At 39.0% G+C, this 18,560-nt stretch carries 18 protein-coding genes and 1 pseudogene; 3 read left to right on the plus strand and 16 right to left on the minus strand.

Features of this window, described 5'->3' with window-relative positions; genetic code table 11:
* Positions 1-391: 391 nt before the first annotated feature.
* On the minus strand, positions 392-688 hold the full coding sequence (locus KR50_RS17290; RefSeq protein WP_041061554.1) for a hypothetical protein: 297 nt from the start codon (positions 686-688) through the stop codon (positions 392-394).
* A 200-nt stretch (positions 689-888) separates the two neighbouring features.
* A pseudogene (locus tag KR50_RS17295) lies at positions 889-1,326 on the minus strand (NUDIX hydrolase).
* A gap of 1,120 nt (positions 1,327-2,446) precedes the next feature.
* Between KR50_RS17295 and KR50_RS17305 the strand changes: the two are divergent.
* Genes KR50_RS17305 through KR50_RS17315 form a run of 3 tightly spaced genes read left to right on the plus strand, consistent with a single transcriptional unit; the run spans position 2,447 to position 4,763 of the window.
* Complete coding sequence (locus KR50_RS17305) at positions 2,447-2,887, plus strand: hypothetical protein (RefSeq protein WP_041061558.1); 441 nt, start codon at positions 2,447-2,449, stop codon at positions 2,885-2,887.
* Positions 2,884-4,104 carry an ABC transporter permease family protein gene (locus KR50_RS17310; RefSeq protein ID WP_041061560.1) on the plus strand — a complete coding sequence of 407 codons (1,221 nt, stop codon included), beginning with the start codon at positions 2,884-2,886 and terminating at the stop codon, positions 4,102-4,104. The genes KR50_RS17305 and KR50_RS17310 overlap by 4 nt, the downstream gene beginning before the upstream one ends.
* Positions 4,101-4,763 carry an ABC transporter ATP-binding protein gene (locus KR50_RS17315; protein ID WP_041061563.1) on the plus strand — a complete coding sequence of 221 codons (663 nt, stop codon included), beginning with the start codon at positions 4,101-4,103 and terminating at the stop codon, positions 4,761-4,763. Before KR50_RS17310 ends, KR50_RS17315 begins: the two co-directional genes overlap by 4 nt.
* A 476-nt stretch (positions 4,764-5,239) precedes the next feature.
* On the opposite strand, the gene KR50_RS17320 is transcribed toward KR50_RS17315, so the two are convergent.
* The 14 genes from KR50_RS17320 to KR50_RS17375 all read right to left on the minus strand — a co-directional run bounded on the left by KR50_RS17320 (position 5,240) and on the right by KR50_RS17375 (position 18,168).
* The gene (locus KR50_RS17320) at positions 5,240-5,701 is read right to left on the minus strand and encodes a GNAT family N-acetyltransferase (protein WP_041061566.1); all 462 of its coding nucleotides are present in this window, start codon (positions 5,699-5,701) and stop codon (positions 5,240-5,242) included.
* 73 nt (positions 5,702-5,774) lie between these two features.
* On the minus strand, positions 5,775-6,269 hold the full coding sequence (locus KR50_RS17325; protein WP_041061569.1) for a GNAT family N-acetyltransferase: 495 nt from the start codon (positions 6,267-6,269) through the stop codon (positions 5,775-5,777).
* Positions 6,270-6,299: 30 nt separating this feature from the next.
* Entirely contained in the window at positions 6,300-6,755 is a 456-nt protein-coding gene (locus tag KR50_RS17330) for an NUDIX hydrolase (RefSeq protein WP_041061572.1), read from the minus strand.
* Between the two features lie 128 nt (positions 6,756-6,883).
* Entirely contained in the window at positions 6,884-7,312 is a 429-nt protein-coding gene (locus KR50_RS17335; RefSeq protein ID WP_041061574.1) for a hypothetical protein, read from the minus strand.
* Positions 7,313-7,357: 45 nt separating this feature from the next.
* Positions 7,358-7,501, minus strand: coding sequence for a hypothetical protein (locus KR50_RS18605; protein WP_156969559.1), 144 nt, complete (start codon positions 7,499-7,501; stop codon positions 7,358-7,360).
* A gap of 250 nt (positions 7,502-7,751) precedes the next feature.
* Positions 7,752-8,570 (minus strand): alpha/beta fold hydrolase, encoded by an 819-nt coding sequence (locus KR50_RS17340; RefSeq protein WP_232304305.1) that lies wholly within the window; start codon positions 8,568-8,570, stop codon positions 7,752-7,754.
* A gap of 236 nt (positions 8,571-8,806) precedes the next feature.
* Positions 8,807-8,938 (minus strand): hypothetical protein, encoded by a 132-nt coding sequence (locus KR50_RS18840; protein WP_269746111.1) that lies wholly within the window; start codon positions 8,936-8,938, stop codon positions 8,807-8,809.
* A gap of 149 nt (positions 8,939-9,087) precedes the next feature.
* Entirely contained in the window at positions 9,088-9,465 is a 378-nt protein-coding gene (locus KR50_RS17345) for a VOC family protein (protein WP_041061579.1), read from the minus strand.
* A 133-nt stretch (positions 9,466-9,598) separates the two neighbouring features.
* The gene (locus KR50_RS17350) at positions 9,599-10,606 is read right to left on the minus strand and encodes a LacI family DNA-binding transcriptional regulator (protein WP_041061581.1); all 1,008 of its coding nucleotides are present in this window, start codon (positions 10,604-10,606) and stop codon (positions 9,599-9,601) included.
* Positions 10,607-10,647: 41 nt separating this feature from the next.
* Positions 10,648-12,582, minus strand: a complete 1,935-nt coding sequence (locus KR50_RS17355; protein WP_041061859.1) for a beta-galactosidase — start codon at positions 12,580-12,582, stop codon at positions 10,648-10,650.
* A 142-nt stretch (positions 12,583-12,724) separates the two neighbouring features.
* Positions 12,725-14,971, minus strand: coding sequence for an alpha-galactosidase (locus tag KR50_RS17360; RefSeq protein WP_041061583.1), 2,247 nt, complete (start codon positions 14,969-14,971; stop codon positions 12,725-12,727).
* Positions 14,972-14,983: 12 nt separating this feature from the next.
* Positions 14,984-15,808 carry a carbohydrate ABC transporter permease gene (locus KR50_RS17365; protein WP_232304306.1) on the minus strand — a complete coding sequence of 275 codons (825 nt, stop codon included), beginning with the start codon at positions 15,806-15,808 and terminating at the stop codon, positions 14,984-14,986.
* Positions 15,805-16,659: a carbohydrate ABC transporter permease gene (locus KR50_RS17370; protein WP_041061585.1), complete on the minus strand. Its 855-nt coding sequence runs from the start codon at positions 16,657-16,659 to the stop codon at positions 15,805-15,807. Before KR50_RS17370 ends, KR50_RS17365 begins: the two co-directional genes overlap by 4 nt.
* Before the next feature lie 210 nt (positions 16,660-16,869).
* Positions 16,870-18,168 carry an ABC transporter substrate-binding protein gene (locus tag KR50_RS17375; protein ID WP_041061587.1) on the minus strand — a complete coding sequence of 433 codons (1,299 nt, stop codon included), beginning with the start codon at positions 18,166-18,168 and terminating at the stop codon, positions 16,870-16,872.
* Positions 18,169-18,560 lie beyond the last annotated feature (392 nt).

Raw genomic sequence — 18,560 nt, forward strand, 5'->3', positions numbered from 1 at the left:
TTAGACAAATATAGAAGAGCCTAAGACAAATGTGTCTCAAGCTCTTTGACCGGTTCGGTTCGCTTCGCTTCAGGTGGACGCTTTCCGCAGGGACGGCGCTGAGCCTCTCCAGGCTTTGCCTTGCGGAGTCTCAGCTTGCCGTCTTATCCTGCTGGAGTCGCCACCTTCCGCGCCGCTCACCTCATACATACGATTTAAAAAACATTCAAACTGATATACTATCAGATCAGACCATCGAAGAAACTTACACTGAAATGGATGAGATTGACCCTTAAGATTCCCCAAGAGTTTATTGATAATATTAAGGAGGCTTTTTAATACTCGAGTTGCGAGTATCACAGCATTAAAATAGTTTTGCGCAACCCGTTAAATTAAACATTTATTACCTTGTTCATTCTAAAAATAAATTTAAAACGAAAGGGTATATGTATTGATAAGTGAGAATAAAAAAAGCAATCAAGCCTATTACGGATAGTAAAAACACCCTACCCTTTTTTATCCTTAACTGTACAAAAGCAGATCCCAACACAAGAAGCATAAAAATTACAATCATTGAACCCCAAACCCAATTATAAATTTGGTCTCGTCCTTGGTCTGGTGCAGCAATGCTAAGCACTGGGCTTAAACCGACAAGAGCTACCAAGATGAATAGCAATCCGTGTACCAAATATACTGCTGTCTTAAACAAGTAAACCACCTACTCTCTCTAGTCTCGAAAGCTTGTTTAACAATCCTTACTCCCTTAAAAGGTTTGTTTGTTGAACAAAAACTAAACAATTTTCTGCTTGTATTTTACAATAAGAATACTTTATCCTTTTTGCACTAAACTGCGCCCCACCCGATTACGAATATCATAGTACTCATTTGCTCAACTAAAACCCACAGAACTTAAAATTCCACATAAAATGGTTGTTTGCTGTTATCAAGAGAGTACTCTATTCTTTGTTTAAAATTTTCAATGGTGATCATTTTCAATGCCTCCTCGATAGGGAAAAAACCAACTTCTAGACTTTCTGGGGAAGTTGTTAATTTGCCTCCCGTTGGCTTAGCTAAAAAAAGAGTATTACAAATTGACTTATTCACATTTTAAAATATCCCACAGAATTTAAGAACTTCAATATCAATCCCTGACTCTTCTTTCGTTTCCCTTATTGCAGCGTCTTTTAGAGACTCACCCTCTTCAACGATACCACCTGGCATTTCCCACCCTCTCTTAGGTCCTTTAATTAGCAAAATTTCCTTTTGGTCATTGAGTACAATCGTTGCAGCTGAAACAAAGTGTTTAGAAGGTGTGTGAATATGTGATGGCTTCTGTCCCAAAGTCATTGCCCCCTTTTGTAAAATAAAGCTTACCTACTCTCTATCTAATGGCCAATTTTTAAACATTAGTTAAACATCACTCTTCAACAACTAATCTGTTATTTTATTTTAACATTAATTGCCTTTTATTTGGCAAAAAAAAGAAGCGTTCCCTGTTAAAGAAACGCTGCCATTAATATTAAGTTCACCTATTAACAAACTAGAACCTGCCCTAATTACGTTTTTAGACTTATGCTATACTACTATAAATAGATAGAATATTATGACAAGGAGTGGTACTTTGAAAGTTTTGGTTTATACTTTAATCGCTCTTTTTTCAGGAATTTTTCTTTTTAGTTTTTTCTATAACTTTTTACCTATTCCAGCAGTATTCTACTTACTACCTGCCTTGTTTCTAATTACCACACTACAAATGTTCAAAAAGGGTAAGAACATTGAAGGTTATATATTTATAGGGGTATCTGTCTTTTCTATCATAATTGCTTCAATCAGCTTTCTGTAAAAGCATAGCAGCTTTATTTCATCTATTTCAGTAAACTGCGGCATTTTTGAAAGAAGCAATCGCTCACCTTTACCCTAAGTCCAATAGGCCACATAGATTTTACAAAATGAAAAACATTATCACGTTTATAAACACGATCGTTGTAATTAAACCCAATACAATTTTTTTAAAAGTAAACTTCATGCTTCCGTTCTTCATTCCTCTAAATACTAAAAGTGCTATGAGTATTATGAGTAATAGAATTGGAGTTGGTGTTGGCACTATTTCACCTCTATTCTCTATGCAACCTTGAATTATTTCTTTAGTTTAACATTAATTCCCTTTTGTTTGACGTAAAAAAAGAGTATAAGTGTTGATTGAATCAGAGCTTATTTCAACTCCGCATTTTTTACCTCCCTATTGCTTCAGGTTATAACTCTCCAATCATATTTAATAACCACAGTTCTACACGAAAGAACATAACATTATTAAAGATCCTAAAATTACTTATGAATATAATTTTATTTATATTTAATAAATATTTATTGTTTTTAATAAAACTGGTGATATTATCTAGTTATAAAAAATGTTGGGAGGGTAACCATTAGCTCGTGATTTATAGATACCGTCTTTAAGGAGTAGTGTATGAAATATTCTTTATTTAGATTTATCGACATTTTTGAGGCGATTGCTATCTACCTGATCTGTTTTGCTTCAAACTTACTATTTATTTATGTACTTACGTTGGATTTAGAAGCTTCTTTTATTTTAGAGTCTTTTATTGAAAGTATTACAGATTATCAACTTGTTATCATTATTCTTCTTACATTTATGATCATCGTTTTTCACTATCAATTTTTAAACCGAAGAAAAACTGAAATATCCTGCCGAATACTTGTAGGAGATACAATGGTAAAGATTATCATCCGGTATATTTTGAATAGTCTTGCTATATTAGGGTTTAGTTTTTTTCTATCCCTATCATTAAACTTTTATTTAGAGCTGAATGGTACCAGCAATCTCTACTTAGTTTTTATTTTTATTTTATACATATTAATTAGTGCAGGTCAGGTGAAAAAAGAATGAGAATTTTACGGTTTTTTATAACTAGAATATTTTTAAAAAGATGGATCCTTGTTTTGGGTATGATATTATTACTTTTTTTAGCTAATTATCTTTCTTTTACTACTGCTCGTTCCGTTATTTCAACTTTTCAAGGTTATCAGGAAATAGAAACCCTGAATCAAGAAGGAACATTTATTGCTAATCTAGATCCAGATAGTAAAACTGAAAATGAGACCATTAATATAGATAAAACAAGAAAATTATATGAGTATTTAGACAACCATTATACTTATGCTCTGCAAGTTGATGGTTTTGTCACTTCATTAGAGAATGAACATGAAATGGAAGTTACTTTTTCCTATATCAATGAAGAGGCTTATAAGATCAATCAATTTAGTTTATCTCAAGGAAACCACTTAACCTTTAATTATCAATTTAATCAAGAAACAATACCTGTTTTAGTAGGTGCAGGTCTGGCCACAACCTATCCTGTAGGGTCAACGATTGAGATTACAGATCCTGTCACTCAGCAATTGGTCAATTTAAACGTTCGAGGAGTCTTGAAGGAGAATACTCATCGTTCTAATTTTTATGCTCCTAATATAAAGAATTATTTCAATTTTTCAATTTTTCTTCCTGTTAATGAAGAATTTATTCAACGTGCGGGTCTTGACCTCCACGTTAATGGTTTGACGGACATCGCGCTTCTTGATTCAACAGAAGATGAGGCAATGAATTTAAAAGAGCATATCCAGAAAAATCTAGGCTTGGAACTTAATTTTTTTAATCAACAGGAAAACTTTGATTACTTTGAGGAATATTATGTTTATTCACTAAAAATCATTTGTACGATCATGTTTATTTTACTCATAATCATTGTCTGTCTGGCTACCTGGAATAATTTTACTAGTATTCGATTAATGAAAAAAGATTTTACAATCAATTTAGTAGTCGGATTAAGTTATTCGAAACTAAGAGCCATTTTTTATAGCTATTTTGGACTGTTGTTTTCAATTAATTTAACCCTATTAATTGCGATAACCGCTTTCAATAGATACGGCTTTTGGCTAAGAAAAGAGTCCCTTTATGCTACTTACGGAATATTTGGCTTACTAAGTATGGATTGGATTGCTTTACTGATTGTTCTTTTTATCGATTTAATTATTGGGGTTACGATTGTTGAACTTACGCTAACAAAAATTAAAAGGATACCGATCTCCGTGGGGGTGTTAAATTGACTAGTATACTTAAACTGGAAATCCAGAAAAAAACATTCAAGAAGAAATGTTTTTCTATCTTACATGATTTTGAGTTGGAAGTTGAAGCTGGGGAAAGACTTTCTATTATAGGGGAGTCTGGCGTTGGAAAAACTTCTTTGCTAAATATCATGGGTCTGCTTGATCCACACTATCATGGGAGCTATAAGCTGTTTGATTCATCTGTTAAGGATTTATCACAAAATAAACTGGCTGAGTGGCGAAATCGAAAAATTGGTTTTGTTCTTCAGGAGTCCGCATTAATTCATTCTTTGACCATAGAGGATAATATTAAATTGCCCCTTCTGTATGCTCACCTTGAAAAAGACCCGGCTGCCCAAGATCACTTTAAACGAATTATTACTAAAATTGGAATTGAACCCATTTTGAAAAAAAAACCGCTTGAGTGTTCTGGCGGCCAACGTTCTAGAGCTGTTTTTGCCAGAGCTGTCATGATGAATCCCCAAATCATTTTATCGGATGAACCAACTGCGTCTTTAGATTCAAAAAACAAAGAAAACATTATCAATCTACTTTTTGATATGAATAAAGAATTTAATACTACTCTTATAACAGTGACTCATGATTTAGATGTAGCCAATCGACATGAACGAATCATTACTCTTGAAAGGAATGAATAAAGTGGGATTCTATATAATGATCACGTCATTCCTGCTTGGCATATTCTTTACTATTCTTGGTGTTTCTCGTAGGAAACGTAACTTTTTATACAAGTTTTTTATCGTGCTGGGGATCATCCTCATTCTTTTTGCTGTTTATCTAGCAAGGCCTCATTAAGAATCATAGAATTCCTAAATGTGACATTAACCCCCCCTGTCCCTGAAAAAAATGTTGAACATCAGGATTTATCAAGCATTTTTTAAGGAAGCGTTTAATTTATAAAGTTGAAAAGAAGCAAGGATATTCCTTATAAAAAAGACCTAACAGTCAACTCTCTAGTAACAATTGAAATAGGTATGATGTGGTTGATGCCTTCTATTACCGTGGTAGCAGCTGATGTTGTAAAAGGTAAATGAAAAAGAAAAAGCACTCCTTATTAGAGGAATGCAGCTTTTACTTGAACAAAGGGAGGCTCTTACTCAACAAATGCAAGCGTTCAAGAAGGGAAGTATTCCATTGGCTCAGTACAATAAACATAACCATTTTTCTTGTAATAATTAATTGCTTCATCACTTGGCCATACAATTACAAATTCAAATTTATTCTCTTTTATCCAATCGTTTATTGTATTTAGCACTTTACTTCCAACGCCTCCATTTCGATATTCTGGTATTGTGTATACGTTGGTCATATATGCAAATGGATGAGTAACCCTGCCAGGCCTTGGCACTTTTTGTACTAATTCTATGTAGATATGAGAAGTAATTCTTCCCTTATCCTCAGCAACCCAAATAAACCACTGACTACTCTCTATTGCATTTTCTAAGAATGTTTGACATTCTCTTTCAAACCCCTCATAGGACTCATCTTTTTTGCTCTCATCAAACTCAATGGTGTTATCCCATCTCATTTTAATTAATTGATTAATGTCTTTTTCTTCAGCAAGTCTAATGTTCATATAATCGCCCCCCTTATATTTTTCTTTTTAAATGTATTTCTAGATATAGTCGTTTAAAACACTATAAGAACAATCAATATTGTATCAATTGGTTGTTTGTTCCAAAGTACTCATCATAACCAATCCTGCTGACTTCTTTAAATCTTAATTTCTCAAGCATTTTTCTTGATCGAAAATTCTTTTCGTGTGTTTCTGCTTCAAACCTTGTAATTCCCAATTCCTTTAAACCATAATCAATCATACAACGAGCAGCATTATTGCCTAGTCCTTTACCCCAGAGTGTACTCTCACCAATAGCAATGCCTAATTCAGCAGTATTATCTTTACTAATGGCTAAGTCTGCGTAACCAATTAACTTCTCATTAAACTCTATTCCTAATCGGAAAAAATCTTCAGATATATTATTCACATAATGTAACCACCACTTATATAATTCTTCCTCAATTCTATTCTTTCCCCACCCATTCGCCAAACAAAAATTATCATCCTTACTCCAATTCAATGTATTATTAAAATCATTCATGGTGATGGGTCTAATTTTTATGGATTGTAAATTGCTACTTTCCATGCCTTGCCCCCTGTATCGTCTTGTTATTAATTATTGTGAAAATGGCACGGAATACTTTTTAATGAGGTTTTTTATTAAAGGATTTAGTCCTTCTGGTAACTGATTAGCTTTAAAAAACTTTACTTCCGTAGTTTCTCGACCATCTGCTTTTAGAACTCCACCTTTTATTTCTTTTGAACTATATGCAATTGTAACAGGATAGAATTCATCCCCGTTTGGCAGTTTGACAAAATGCTGTTTTCCTGAGAATACTCCCACTAACTCAAGTTTACCCACTTCAATGCCAGTTTCCTCAAATACTTCTCTTCTTCCTGCTTCTTCCGTAGATTCACCTAATTCCATAAATCCACCTGGAACGCCCCAAATGCCATCACTGCGTTTTTGTAATAAGAATTCACCTTTTTCATTTATTACAGCTACTGCAACTCCGACTAACATTAATGGTTGGTTTCCAATTACTTTGCGTAAATCTTCTATATACCCCATGTTATCCCCCTGAAAAAATGCTTTTTTTCAAAAAAACATATTGTGTCAACCCTAAACGATTTCCCTCCTCTTCCCACTAACCTGCACTGTTAGGGAAAAGGCGACTGATCTTATTGAACAATCACAAGTTAGCTTAATATGAAACTTTTCCATAGTGTTTCATCAACCACAAAAAAACCTTCGTGAGAACATCCGGCTAGTATACATTTATCATTTTGATAGAAAATTAAGTCTTCAGGTAGTTCTGGGCTAATCCAGTCGAAAAGAGAATGACTATGTTCTTTTAAAAATTGCCTTGTAGCATTATTCAACTGAAAATAAAAGACGTATGCCGTATTCCCACGAAGTTTTGTGGTTTCCCATTCCCGCTGAGTTTTCCTTTCAATTAAATGTACTTCAATATTTGATATTAAATTATCAATATAGGCAAGACGATCCTCTTCAATCTCCATCATTTGTCTATTCTCAACAAAAGCAAACCGGTTACAATGTTTTGATAAAAAATCAATTAATTCTTTATAGCGTTTGCCTTTTACATTTTCATATATCGTTAGCATACTAATTTCCCTCTCATCACTACAATTTCTTCTGTTAAATGTATTCTATACTGAAAACAGAAATCGATCCTGCTTTGCTCTTACAACCGTTTCCTCAATTGCTGTTCCTATCTCGATTGATGAATGAAGAAGCTGAACGAATAGCCACCTGATTTTTGATAATCCCGTAGAGATACTTTCTCGCTGCAAATAAACTGTACTTCCGCTTGAGAAAGCAATAATAATCCTTTTGATTCAGCAGAAGGAGTTGGCAAAGATAGTGTAGTAGAAAGGTACATGACCGAAGCTTCTATATTACCTTTAATGAGGATTGGCGAAATGGGTTCGTTACTATTAACTTTAGTTCTTCGCCCCACTCATTCAGATAATATGTAGTACTTGGGTTAAAAGGATTGATCTCTACATTAGCTTCTTCAAACACTTCCCGTTTAAGTCAATATTACTTAAAAAAGTCTATGAATAATGGCAGTAGTTTTTTTGCATTAGCCATGTGGTCTTGACCCGCAAGTTGTACAAACTTTGCGTTTGGAATTGCCTTTGTTAGTTGGCGCCCGACAACATGTATTGAGTCCCGGCTTTTTTCGCCAACTATTATTTGCGTTGGTATGGAAATTTGAGCAGCTCGTTCAACAGGTGGCAAGTCCTGAGTTAGAGCTATATCATAAGCAAGGGTTGGAGCTAGTGCTTTCATAGTTCGCCATCCAGGAACTAACGGCAATAATAAAATAAATACTTTGGGCATCCCTATACCTTTCAAAAATGTAATCATTGCTTTTGAATTTTTTCCGTTATCGAGAAGTTTGTTTATACTTCGGCTAAATTGATTATATTCGACCCTTTCTTCCTCGCTATGTACATAGGGCGCATCATACATAATTACTTTCTGCACTTTGTTGCCAAGTAGAAGTACTGCCTCAAGTGCTAGCACCGCACCGGAAGAATGGCCATACAAATACGCCTTGCCGCCTGCAGCATCAATTATGGCTTCGATATCTTCAATTTCCCGTTCTATTGTATAAGGCAGTGTATTGCCACTATCACCACGTCCACGGCGGTCGTAATTGTAAACAGTGAACTCAGTGGCAAATATTTTGGCATCTTTCACAATCGGTTTAAATGAGCGGTGGCAGCTAGCTCCAGTTATGTAAATAAGGGCCGGACCATTACCATAGACATCATACGATAAAATTGTACCGTCTTTTGACTGCGTAGTTTTCATACCTATCTCCTTTTTTCTTAAAATATGAATAGATTTCACTCCATTACATCCACCAAACTTTCCTCTGTTAAATCGGTCCGAAGTTGCTTTGTTAACAATTCCACTAAATTACTAGAACCTAAGGTAATACTTATATTTTTGGACAACTGAACTGTCACTTTAGTTCAATTAAGGATTTAATTATAAGCAACTCTTGTTCATTTATAACGTAATCAGGGATATCCTGTTTTACTACTATCCGCATACACTTATTCACAAGGTAATCTCACTTCTGTTTATGCGTTACCTTTTTTCTTTTTCATGTTTTTAAATAGGTAGATTCCTCCTATTATAAGAATTAGAATGATCACTACGGTAATAGCTCCAAATTGTAAAAAAGCCTTGGCTATCGCTGATAAGAAACTCATATTATCCTCCCTTAAGAAAAGTATTGTATGAAAAATTTAAGAGCAAAAAAGGAACTAAAATATAAAGAGATAAAGAGAAACTTTTCAGTTATGTGATCCATTTAAATAACTTTTTTTATTTTATTCCTTTAACTTTCAATCAGTAATGTTTACTGGCAAACGCCTAAAGGATTGTTATCTGGATCGTAAAACGTAAAGAATTTAGTCTTCCCATCTCCACCCATTGGATTTATTTTCACTTCTTTTTCCAATAAACGTTTATGGGTTTCTTCTATGTCGTTAGGAATGAAATTATAGTATTTCCCGACCCCAAAATTATTTTCTGGAAACTTCATGGGGTGATGATTTAGGGTTTTAACTAAACATACTACTGTTTGGGATTGCTCTGCCACCCGCATCACAGCTGCTTCTTCTTCTATGTAAATTAGTGAGAATCCAAGTATTTCTTCATACCACTTTGCAGACAATTCAGGATCAGTCACTGGAATAAATACGCCTTCCATTCCTTTAAAGAGTGCAGTTGTCATCATTCCATCTCCTTGTAAAATATGTATTATATCTAGCATTCAACAAGTTTGATATGTAATCCTTCTTGTTTTTAGCATTAATTTCCTTTTAGTAGACAACAAAAAAGCAGACCCGGACGAATCCGGATCTGCGCTATTTTAATGCCCCGCTGCTTTCTCTTATTAGGAGAGTGGTTGGCAGCACGACTTTTTTGGCAATTTTGCGTTTGGATGAAAGCTGATCAAGCAGGAGATCGACGGCTGATTCACCCATGTATTCGGTGTGTACCTGAATCGTTGTCAGGGAGGGCTGCAGGTAGCGTGACATCTCAATGTCATTGAAGCCGACAATGGAAACCTGCCCGGGGACACGAATTTCTTTTTCATGCAGGGCACGCATGGCGCCGACTGCCATGGAGTCACTTCCCATAATGTAAGCGGTCGGCCCGTTCTCAAGCTTCAAGGCTTCTTTCATCAATGAGTAGCCATCTGCCGCTGTAAACTTTCCGGTCCAGATGAATTCAGGATAAAATGTATGATACAAAGACAAATATTCGATGAATGTCGTCTCCCGCTCATCTTTGATCATTACATTATCCTGCACATATTCATGACCGCCGATGTACCCGATCCGCTTATGACCGAGGTCAATGAGATGCTTTAGGACCTTGATCATGGCGGAGCGGAAGTCTACTTCTATTGAGTCCACATTATCGGAAGGGGTGAAATCCACCAATACTAAATGCTGTGCCCATTCATTAAATGTTTCAAGGTCTTTATCGCTGAATTTACCCACTGCAATAATGCCATCCAGCGCTGCATCATTTCTGACACGATACGTATTTTCATTTTTATAAAGCTTCACCAGATTGACTCCGCGATCAATGCAGGTACGTTCCACCCCAAGCCGGACTGAAAGGTAGTAAGGATCCTCAAGCTCCTGTTCCTCTGAATACCAGTAAACCAATCCAACGCGCAGCGTCTTTTGCTTCTTCGCACTTGTTTTCCTTTTCATACTTTGATAATTAAATTCTTTGGCAATGGACAGGATTTTCTCCCGCGTTTCAGCTGTGACCGATAACGTTGCATCATCATTAATTACTCTTGAAACTGTCGCCATGGATACTCCTGCTTTTACAGCTATGTCTTTTAACGTCGCCATTTACGAACCACCCGCCTGTATCAAATCAGTTGCGATCAATCCTATTCTTTAAACTTAATTACTTTTGACCCAAATGGTGCCAACTCTTCCCCGCAAACCTTTTGACTTGAACCGGTGTGATTCATAAGGAAGAGGTGTTCATTTCTCTTTACAGCCTCTGTTCCTTCCGGCGTTTCGATATGCCAGATGCCATGATGTTCGATTATGTCTAAAGCTAATGGCTCAAGCACAGACCCGTTCAAACCGGTTGCCAGATAATACACACGGCCCTCACCTGTTTGATTTACCGTAAGTGCTGCTTTCTCATCATAAAATTCATCACTATATTGCCAAAGCACTTCTGCTCCTTTAGGCGTAACGAGGTCTCTCCACACATTGCCGCTGCTTGTATGGCCGGACTGGTCTTTGACAGGAACAGATTGATGAGCTGCCAGTGCTTCTGTTTCATAAATTTCAATGCCAGCGAGTTCTGCTACAGGCCCTGGCAGTGTTTGTTGAAAATGAATATTATTATCTCGATCCTTTAGTCCTGCCCGGAATGAAAAGAGTATCGTGCCCCCGGCTTGTGCAAAGCTATGAAGCTTTTTGGAGAGTTCCTCATCAATGATCTGCATGACTGGAACGAGCAGTACTTTATATGATTCAAATGACCGGTCAGCCGGAATAACATCAATGGATGCGTTATGGCTGTAAAATGGTGCATACAATCGGAGCAATTCAGCATTAAAGTCAAAGCTCGCACTCTGCACCTGTGCCTTCCATGACCAGATATTGTCGTAGTCATACAAAACAGCAATATCAGATTCTATTTTTTCATTTAACACGTTTTCATACGGCTGAATTTCGCTGAAGAGGGATTGTACTTCCTTAAACTTCCGGCCATATCGATTATCCTGATCAACTACACCGAAGCAAAATTGCTCTGCCCCTTTTGTCATCCCTCTCCATCTGAAATAAAGCATATTGGTGCAGCCGTGAGCAAATGCCTGATAAGACCACATCTTCGCCTGATCAGGTCTTGGCAGGTAGCCGATGACATTATGTCCCTGTGCGCCCATAAGTTCTTCTACGATCCAGTAATTCTGATCTTTTAACCCTCTGTTAAAGTCATGCGTCATCGCAATTCCCGCAGGAGCAATCGGTTCTGTCAGGCCGCCCCAGACGGGATAATTATCATAGGAGACGAAATCCATTGGCCGGACATTTTCAGCATGGTCGAATGCTTTGTCAAAAAATCCACCGGAGACATTGGTGGTGATTGGCTGATGCTGTCCCGCATATTTACGCGCAATGTCCGTCATGTCATGCGTAAAACGATTGACTGATTCGGAACGGAATCTTGTGTAATCAAGCTTTAAAGAAGGATTGTGAGTAGTAACAGTGGGAACAGGCATCGGAATTTCTGAGAAATGGTTGTAGGTCTGGCCCCAAAAGATCGTCCCCCACCGTTCATTCAGTGCATGGGTTGTCTTATACTTTTCCTCAAGAAACTGATGGAAGCCACTGTGGCATTTCTCACAGAAGCACCAGTCACTGCCTTCATGGCCAAATTCATTGTCAATTTGCCAGACAACGACTGCGGGCTCATCTGCATAATGTTTGACTACTTCTTCCGTAATCTTAGAAGCGTACTTGTTATAGTCGGACGAGTTAAAACAGTATTGTCTTCTTCCACCAAACGCGCGCACATGTCCGTATTCATCTTTAGACAAAATCGACGGATGCTTTGCCGCAAGCCAGGCGGGGAAGGTGGCGGTTGGTGTTCCGAACATAACAGACAACTCTCTTTTTTTTGCTTCTTCGATCACTTTATCGAAAAATGAGAAATTGAATTGGCCCTCTTTTGGCTCCATTAAGTGCCAGGCAAATTCACCAATTCTAATCATGTTAGCACCAAGCTCTTTGATCCCGTCCAGATCTTTTTCAAGCATCTCTTCAGGCCAGTGTTCCGGATAATAATCGACTCCTACGTACACACCAATTCCTCCATCCTTTTCTATCTGAAATGCCAACGTTTCTAACTTTGTTCATTCTCTTGCGCCTCCCCCTGCTTTACCTGTTTAAATTACAGCTTCCAGGGAGATAAGGCGGCTGCAGTTACAATTGAGTTTTAAAAAATCATTCTTTCGTACTCTCTTTAAACTTCCAGACAGCCGATTGGAAATCACCATAAAAATGCGTGTCTTCTGTTTTTACTGTGCCGGTGAAAAACGGCGGAATTTGCCAGCCGATATTCATTAGTTCATCTCCGCCATATTGTCGGTGCCTGCGATTGCTCCCTTCCTGCCATTCAACCTCATACGTTTTATCTGCGTCTAATCCGGTTAGTTTAATTCGTTTTAACCCTGCATTGGGCTGGGAAAGGACACGGTAAAACGCAAGAAACGCTTCTGACCGATCGCGGGATACAGTCATCCAGGCGGTATCGTTTCCTTCAAATGGACTAACAAGCCTGTAAAAATCACCAAACTGGAGTAAGGCTCTTTCTTTTTTAACTAACGCGATTTGTTCAACAACCACCTTCCGGGTATGGCCGTCCATCTCTTGTGGATCAAGCTCGTAGCCGAACGCTCCAAACATTGCCGCATGAAAGCGGAAGTCGATCGGCGTGACCCGTCCTGTCTGATGATTAGGAGAAGCAGATACGTGTGCTCCAATGGAAGAAATCGGATAAACGAGCGAAGTGCCATATTGAATTTTTAATCGCTCTACCGCATCTGTATTATCACTCGTCCAAGTTTGCGGCATGTAATAAAGCATGCCTGGATCAAATCTGTTGCCTCCGCTTGCACATGACTCAAATAGTACGGACGGGAAGCTTGATGTGATCTTTTCAAGCACCCGGTAAAGACCTACTATGTATCGATGCATGACCTCTCCCTGTCGACTGGCAGGCAGTGCATCCGAGTAGACTTCGGTTACGGTGCGGTTCATATCCCATTTCACATAGGAGGCTTGGGATTCTCTCAGCACGCTCGAAATGGCTTCAATGATATAGTCCTGTACTTCCGTTTTTCCAAGGTCCAGCACCATTTGATTTCTTCCCCGAGTATGTGGACGGTGCGGTGCTTTCAGTACCCAGTCAGGATGCTGCTGATATAAGCTGCTTTTTTGGGAGATCATTTCCGGTTCTACCCAGATCCCAAATGAAATGTTGCGGGTTCTGACATCATCCGCAAGGACCTTTAAGCCTTCAGGCAGCTTTTTCTTATCTGCAGTCCAGTCCCCAAGAGAAGTTGTGTCATCATTTCTGCCTTCGAACCATCCATCGTCCAGCACAAACAATTCAACTCCCAGTTCACTTGCAGAGGAGGCAAGATCCGAGATTTTTTTATGGTCAAAATTAAAATAAGTTGCTTCCCAGTTATTCAATAACACCGGACGTTCTTTATGCTTCCACTGCCCTCTGATTAAATGATCATTATATAAGGAATGAAAGCTTTGACTCATGTTGTTCAGCCCATTCGCACTGTAAACAAGTACCGCTTCAGGTGTGGAAAAGCTGTCGTCTGGCACAAGCTCCCATTTGAAACCTGCGGGATTCAGTCCCATCATTATCCTTGTCGTGTCATACGTGTCGACTTCCACACTCCCGCGGAAATTCCCGCTGTAGATCAGGTTCAGTCCTATGACCTCTCCCTCGTTTTCTGAAGTGATCGGTCTGGCCAGGGCTAAAAATGGATTATGCCAGGAACTGCTGACACCCTTTTTACTGTCAATCACATGAAGGCCCGGCTTAAGTTTTGAACGATGCAGATGGCGTTCTCTGATCCAGGCTCCGTCAAGCTGAATTGATTCATAATCGTGATCCGGCAAATCGATGGAAGCACTCATCAGCCGATTGATCGAAAATGAATCAGCTCCGGTATTTTTCAATTCACTACGTCTTACGATCACATTTCGCAGATGAAAAACCGTATAAAACAACGTTAACTCAGCCGAAAGAACTGCATCTTTTAATGTAATTTGTAACGTCTCACATTCGTCCGCTCCCCCGTAAATACCAGGCATTCCCTCAAGCTCAGGCTTCCCCTTTATGACTTGATGATCAGTGTAGACAAAATGAGAAAGTCTTGAACCTTGTTTTTCTTCCAGTTCAATCGCGGGTTCTCTAAAGTCCGATGTCCCGTAAGAAGGATACTCCTGCCTCGCCCATTCCAATGTGAATCCGCTGTTTTTCAACGGGAAATTTGCATTGCCAAGCGGTTCGTTCGGCATCGGCGCCAACCCTGAGAAGTCGGCGCGATCTGTTACCTTTTTTCCGAAATACGTTTGTTCCAGCTGGCCATTTTCAAGGATTCTGATGATGTAGCTTACATCCTGTCCCTGTAAATGAAATTGTCTGTCATGCGTGTAGATGGGCATGCCGAACACTCCTTATTTCACTGCACTTCCAAGCATTCCAGAGATAAACTGGCGCTGAAGGAGCAGGAAGAAAATAATGATTGGAATTGTCGCGATGGTCACCCCTGCCATTACCTGGCCGTAATCGATTCGGGATAGACCGAATAAGGTGGATAGCGCAACCGGGAACGTGTACATATCTGTTGTTGATAGTGCGACCAATGGCCATAGGAAACTATTCCACTGGTAAAGGAATAAAAAGATCGCTGTTGCTGCAAGTGCCGGTTTCATAGATGGAAGCACAATTCGGAAGAAGATTTTCCACTCACCCGCTCCGTCGATCCGGGCAGCTTCGATCAGCGACGTTGGAAATGCCAACAGGTTCTGTCTCATTAGAAAGATGGCAAATGGATACGCGAGATTCGGTAGAATAATCGCTTGATACGTGTTGAGCCAATTAAGCGCTGCCATCATTTTAAATAGAGGAATAATCGTTGCATGATAAGGGACCATCATCGAAAGCAGAAAGATCGTAAAGATCGTATTTCTGCCTTTGAAATTGAATTTGGCGAACGCATAAGCGGCCATCGTACAAATAAATAACGCTAAAACTGTGTAAACAGTTGCTGTAAATAAAGAATTAAACATCACACGCCCGATGCCTATTGATTCATTAAGGTTACGGATATTTTCCATCAGCATGCTGCCTGGCAACAACGTAGGCGGCTGGGTAAACATGCTTCCACTTGTGTTCGTTGCACCGATTGCGGCCCAGTAAAATGGAAACAGAGAAACGAGCGTTCCAATGACTAAAGCAACGTAGAGCATTATCTTTTTCATCGTCTTGTTTTTCTTCATTCCTGATCACCCGTCACTTTGAATTGAATAAATGTCATAACCGCAATCAAAATCACTATTACGTATGCAATGGTTGATGCGTATCCGAAATCATAGAAGCGGAAGCCGGTTTGATAAAGGTACATTCCGATTGTCAGCGTCGCATCACTCGGACCCCCATTCGTCAGAACAAACGGCTCATCGAAAAGCTGCAATGTTCCAATGGTAGAAAGGATCGTTGTGAATAAAATAACCGGCTTCAGACTTGGAATGGTGATATGGAAAAATTGTTTGATCCTGCTTGCACCATCCATGCTTGCTGCTTCATATAATTCCTCTGGAATATTTTGAAGTCCTGCAAGGAAAATAACCATATTATAGCCCACCCATCTCCATGTCATGGCAATTACAAGGGAGGCTTTGGCCCAGAAAGGATCCGACAGCCAGGGAATTCTGTCCAGTCCAACTGCTGAAATCACCTGATTGATTACCCCGTCGTTCATCAGCATGATGGAGAAAATAATCGAGTACGCGACAAGCGATGTAACAGCAGGAAGGAAAAACGATACTCTAAATAATCCTTTGAATTTTAATAGTGCAGAGTTTAGCAGACTTGCAATAATCAGTGCCAGGAAAATCATAATAGGCACTTGAACAATTAATAGAATAAACGTATTTTTTAATGCTGTGATGAAAATCGCATCGCTCATCAGCCGCTGGAAGTTGTCAAAACCCGTAAATTCAAGGTTGCTTCCCTGGCCTGACTGAAAGCTCAGAATCAATGAATAAATGATTGGATAGGCCATGAAAATAGAAAATAGTATAACTGCCGGTCCGACAAACATGTAAGGTATCAATGCTTTTTGTTTCATACTCTACCTTCTTTCATTCTTTCATTTAGGATCTGCGATAAAAGTTTATGTAACGCCTGAAGCAACCCATCATATGAGTGCTCTGCAAAAATACTTTTGATTCAAGTGGAGCGCTGGTCTTTCCTACTTCAGCAGGGAGTCTGTGCCCTATTAATAGAATAAGAGATTTAGCAAGACGTCCTGCTAAACCTCTTTTCTTGTCAATTGCCGTTAGTTATTGATTTCACGATCTGTTCTTTCAGCAAGTCTTTCTGCTGCTGCTTTTAATGCTTCAGCAGGATCCGTTCCATTAAACGAGTCTGCTTGTGCTTTAATCGCTTCATCAAGGCCAAGTGCATAGTCTTCTGTGTAGTAAGGTGTTTCGACATCAGCCATTTCATCTGCAAACAGTTCCCAGATTTTCTGACCGCCGAAGAACTCATCTTCACTTGTAAAGACTTCTTCTTCATACGCTGCATTCAGAGATGGGAAAAGACCGTAGTCTTCCATTGCAATGACCTGTGCTTCAGGGCTTGTAGAGAAGAATTCAAGGAAATCATAAGCTGCATCCTCATTGTCTCCACCGGAAGGAATCATCCAGCTCGAGCCGCCAAGGTTAGACGCGCGGTTGCCGCCTTCCTCGAAAGCAGGAAGTAAGAATACTCCCCAGTCCCCGGATGTATCTTTTGCCTGGTCAATGATCGTTCCGTAGTACCAAGCACCAAATGGGATGGTTGCAACGGACCCATCAATTGTTGCAGAAACCGTTCCATTCCAGCCGTCTACTTCTTTAATCAGGTCAGCTTCTTCAAACGCCATTTGCTTTTCCATTGCCATCACTGCTTCAGGGCTGGTAAGGTCAATGTTTCCGTTCTCATCAAAGTAATACGTACCCAATTGATTTAACATCATACGGAAAGTTGGGTCATCATTAAACTTATCAAGCGGCATGGCTGCTACACCCGTTGCTTCTTTAATTTTCTTACCTGCTTCTAAAAAGTCATCCCATGTTTCGATGTCTTCCGGATTTACACTCGCTTCTTCAAAAATGCTTCTGCGGTAGAACATTCCACCCGGCCCTGCATCAAACGGCATAGCGTAAAATGAATCATTTACTGTTGCAAGGTCCTGTTTAAAGGATGGGAACTGATCGGCATTATCTTCAAATCCCTTTTCTGAGAGATTTAAAAAACCATCAGGAAATGCCTGTGCATAGCCGCCAATCCGGTCATCTTCCACCAGAACGATGTCAGGCAGACCCACGCCACCTGCTGCAAGTCCAGTAGAAAGCTTGTCATACACATCCAACCGCCCAATATCTTCCACTTCAATTTTCACGTCCGGATTCTCTTCCTGGTATAAAGCCATCGCGTCTTCCAAGGCGCCAACGTTTACATTCCAGGCCCATGCAGTCAATGTCGTTTCTCCATCTTCCCCTCCTGAACCGCTGCCCCCATCTGTACCTGAGCACCCTGCAAGCATCATTGCACCTGCAGCTGCCAATCCTGTTGCCTTCCACCAATTCTTCATTTTCTTTCCCCCTTGTTTTAAAATGAATACCTGATGCGAGCGATTTTTTCTCCTTGAAACGCATACCAGTTAAGAAACCGCTTACATTTACTCTTACTTTAGTAAACTAAGGGGATTAAGTCAATGTTTTTTTAGTAAAGTGCTTGATTAATCGTTATTTCGATTTTAACTAGACTTCTCATCCATGCCAAAAAAAAGAATCCATTTTGAGCAATGATTGCTTTAAAATGAGTTCTTTTTGCGATATAGAGTCTAAAGTTAATAAAAATAGGAATTTAGTAATACCAGTTTTATTTTTACCACCCTTACTTCAATTACCTTATTCTTCAATATAAATCGGCCATCATTTTTAAATAAAACATCCCTTTATTTCAGTAAATCCTCTACTATTC

This window comes from Jeotgalibacillus campisalis (assembly GCF_000829515.1).
GTDB classification, from domain to species: Bacteria; Bacillota; Bacilli; order Bacillales; family Jeotgalibacillaceae; genus Jeotgalibacillus; species Jeotgalibacillus campisalis.